General features: G+C 62.8%; 2 protein-coding genes. Both read left to right on the top strand.

The annotated features are described in order from the left end of the window. Window positions 1-306: 306 nt before the first annotated feature. A complete protein-coding gene (locus U9R81_RS03040; RefSeq protein ID WP_322494057.1) occupies window positions 307-1,140 on the top strand; it encodes a DEAD/DEAH box helicase family protein in 834 nt (277 codons plus the stop codon). 141 nt (window positions 1,141-1,281) lie between these two features. Further along, on the top strand, window positions 1,282-3,230 hold a 1,949-nt coding region (locus tag U9R81_RS03035; protein WP_322494056.1), incomplete at its 3' end, for a helicase-related protein.

The following is a 3,230-nucleotide window of genomic DNA, read 5'->3' as shown; positions in this document are numbered from 1 at the left end:
GCTGCTCGGTGCCGCTCTCGCCATGCCTCGCCCGCCCATCGCGCGGCTCCCCCTCGCCCGCCGTCAGGTGGGCGAGGGGGCCGGGGGGTGAGGGAGTCAACACCAAGGCGCAACGCGATCCAAGGCGCAGCGGATTCAAACGCAAAGACGCGAAGGGCGCAACGATCGCAAAGGGTTTTTATTGTTTGTGCCTTTTGCGTCTTTTCGTGGCTATTCCACATCCGCAACTCTGTGACCGTACATGTCACATTTCTCTGGTACAATACCGGCAGTTCGTTCGGTATGGTGTAACTCAGGAGTGATAGCGTGACGCTGCTTGATCTGCCGTGGCAGACCCCCGAAGTTGGCCAGTTGGTGATGGTGCGTTCGCGTCTGTGGCTGGTCGAAGAGGTGATTCCACCGTCAGCACCCGGCCAGTCGTGTCGGGTGCGGTTGGCTTGCGCCGATGATGATGCGCAGGGCCAGTCGCTAGAGGTGTGGTGGGAGTATGAACTTGACCGCCAGATTGTGCAAGATGCGCTGTGGAGCGATTTGGCGGCGCGCGGGTTTGACCCGCCGGCCCGCTTTGCTGCCTATCTCAATACGCTGCGCTGGCATTGCGTGACCGCTACCGACCCCGATCTCTTTCAGTCGCCGTTTCGCGCCGGAATCCGGATTGATGCTTATCAGATGGAGCCGCTGCGCAAGGCGTTGCGCTTGCCGCGGGTGAATCTGTTTATCGCCGATGATACCGGCTTGGGCAAGACGATTGAGGCTGGTTTGATTATGCGCGAGTTGTTGTTGCGCAAGAAGGTGCGCACGGTGGTAGTCGCGGCGCCGCCGTCGGTGCTTGAGCAGTGGCAGGCTGAGTTGGAAGAACGGTTTGGCTTGACGTTTGTGTTGCTCGACCGGGCGTATGTGGCCCGCATGCGCCGCGAGCGCGGCTTTGGCGTGAACCCGTGGCGCACTCATAGCCGGTTTTTGGTGTCACACCGCTTGCTGATCGATTCGGCCTACACCGACCCGCTGCGCGAGTGGCTCGGCCCGTTCTTGCCCGGTAGCTTGTTGGTGCTCGATGAGGCGCACCACGCCGCTCCCGCTTCCGGCAACCGCTATGGGATTGAATCCAAATTCACCCGTGCCGTGCGCGAACTGGCATAGCGCTTCGAGCACCGGCTGTTTCTCTCGGCGACGCCGCACAATGGCTACTCGAATAGTTTTGCGACCCTGCTCGAATTGCTCGATCCAATCCGTTTCACTCGCGGCGTGAAGATACGTGGCAAGAAGGCGCTAGAGCAAGTGATGGTGCGCCGTTTGAAAGAGGATATTCGCGCGATGCAGGGCGGCTTCCCCCGCCGCGAGGTGATCCGGATCGAGCTGAGCGGGTTGCCGGACGATGCGCCGGAGTTGGTGCTGTCACGGTTGCTTGATGAGTATCGTTCCTTGCGCGAGCAGCGATTTGCAACCGCTTCGCGCAAAGCGCAAACCGCCGCTGCGTTGTTGATGGTGGGGTTGCAGCAACGCTTGCTGTCGTCGATCGAGGCGTTTGCCCGCAGTCTGAAGGTGCATCGGGCCACGGTCGAACGGCAGTGGGAGCGGCAAGCGGAGCTTGATGCGGTGGCCGAAGAAGCGGAGTTGCTGGCGGTTGCGCCTGACGCCGACGATGAGCGGAGCGCGTGGAGCGATGCTGAGTTGCAGGAGGAGGAGGATAAGGCGATTGAGGCGTTGACGGCGGCGGACCGAAGCGGCGCTGCCGGCAACAGCGCCGCTTCGGTCGCCGAGTTGCGCCGGCGCGAGCAGGAGCTGCTCGATGAGATGCAGCGGATCGCTGAGGCTCATCGCTACCAGCCCGATGCCAAGACGCGCTATCTGATCGATTGGATCCGGGCCAATCTCTGCCCCGATCTGCCACCGTTCGGCCAGCCGGTGACTGGCCCGCCGCCGCGCTGGAACAACCGGCGAGTGCTCATTTTCACCGAAAACCGTGCAGGCACCAAGCGCTATCTGCTTGACATGTTATCGCGCGCGATCGCCGGCACCGATCGGTCTGAGGAGCGGATCGAGGTGATTGATGGCTTGACCAGCAGCGCGCGTCGCCAAGAGATTCAGCGCCGGTTTAACACCGATCCGGCTCACGATCCATTGCGTATCTTGCTAGCAACTGACACCGCGCGCGAGGGCTTGAACTTTCAGGCTTATTGCGCCGATCTGTTCCATTTCGATCTGCCGTGGAACCCCGGCCGGATCGAGCAGCGCAATGGCCGGATTGACCGCAAGTTGCAACCAGAGCCGGTAGTGCGCTGTCACTATTTCGTCTTGCCGCAACGGGTCGAGGATCGGGTGCTGGAAGTGTTGGTGCGCAAGACCGAGACGATCAAGCGCGAGTTGGGCAGTCTGTCGAAGGTGATTGACGATGATATCGAACGCCGGCTGCGCCAAGGGATTCGCCACCGCGACGTGGACGCGCTGGTGCGCGAGTTGGAACAAACCGATCTCGATGCGCTCCGCCGCCAGAGCATCGCCGAAGAGCTGGAGCAGGCCCGTGAGCGTGAACGCGATCTGCAAGAGCAGATTGAGCGCTGCCGCAGTTTGTTAGAACGCTCGCAGCGGTGGACGAACTTCAATGCCGAGGCGTTCCGGCAAGCGTTGAACAGCGCGCTAGAGATGATCGGCGCACCGCCATTGCAACGCGATGTGGACGAGAGTGGCCGGGAGGTGTGGCGTGTGCCGGCGCACAACGAGCGGCTGGCGTCTGACCCAACGTGGAACGCAATCCTCGACAGTTTGCGCGCGCCGCGCGCGGCCAACCAAAGTCTGAGCGATTGGCGGCGCGAGGCGCCGATCCGCCCGATTGTCTTTGCCGATACTGGCGTGCTGAGCGATGAGTTTGTGCATTTGCACCTCGAACACCGGATCGCGCAACGGCTGCTGGCCCGGTTCCGCGCCCAAGGCTTTACCGAGCATCTGTCGCGGGCTTGTGTGTTGCGGGTGAGCGATCCGGTGCCGCGGGTGGTGATGCTGGGCCGGTTGGCGTTGTTTGGGCAGAGCGCCGAGCGGCTGCACGAGGAGATTATCGCGGTGGCGGCGCGCTGGATCGAGCCAACTCGGCGCACCGGCCCGCTGGCTCCCTACGGTCGCGACGGCGAAGCGCGCGCGCTGGGGTTGTTGGAAGAGGCGCTCCGCCGGGAACGCCATACCGAAGTGAGTGCAGAGGTGCAGCAGCGGTTGGCGCAATCGGCGGCGAGCGACGT

This window comes from Chloroflexus sp. (assembly GCF_034435895.1).
In the GTDB taxonomy this organism is placed as follows: domain Bacteria; phylum Chloroflexota; class Chloroflexia; order Chloroflexales; family Chloroflexaceae; genus Chloroflexus.
Note: the sequence above shows the minus strand (reverse complement) of the source record. Positions and strands in the feature narration are given on the sequence as shown.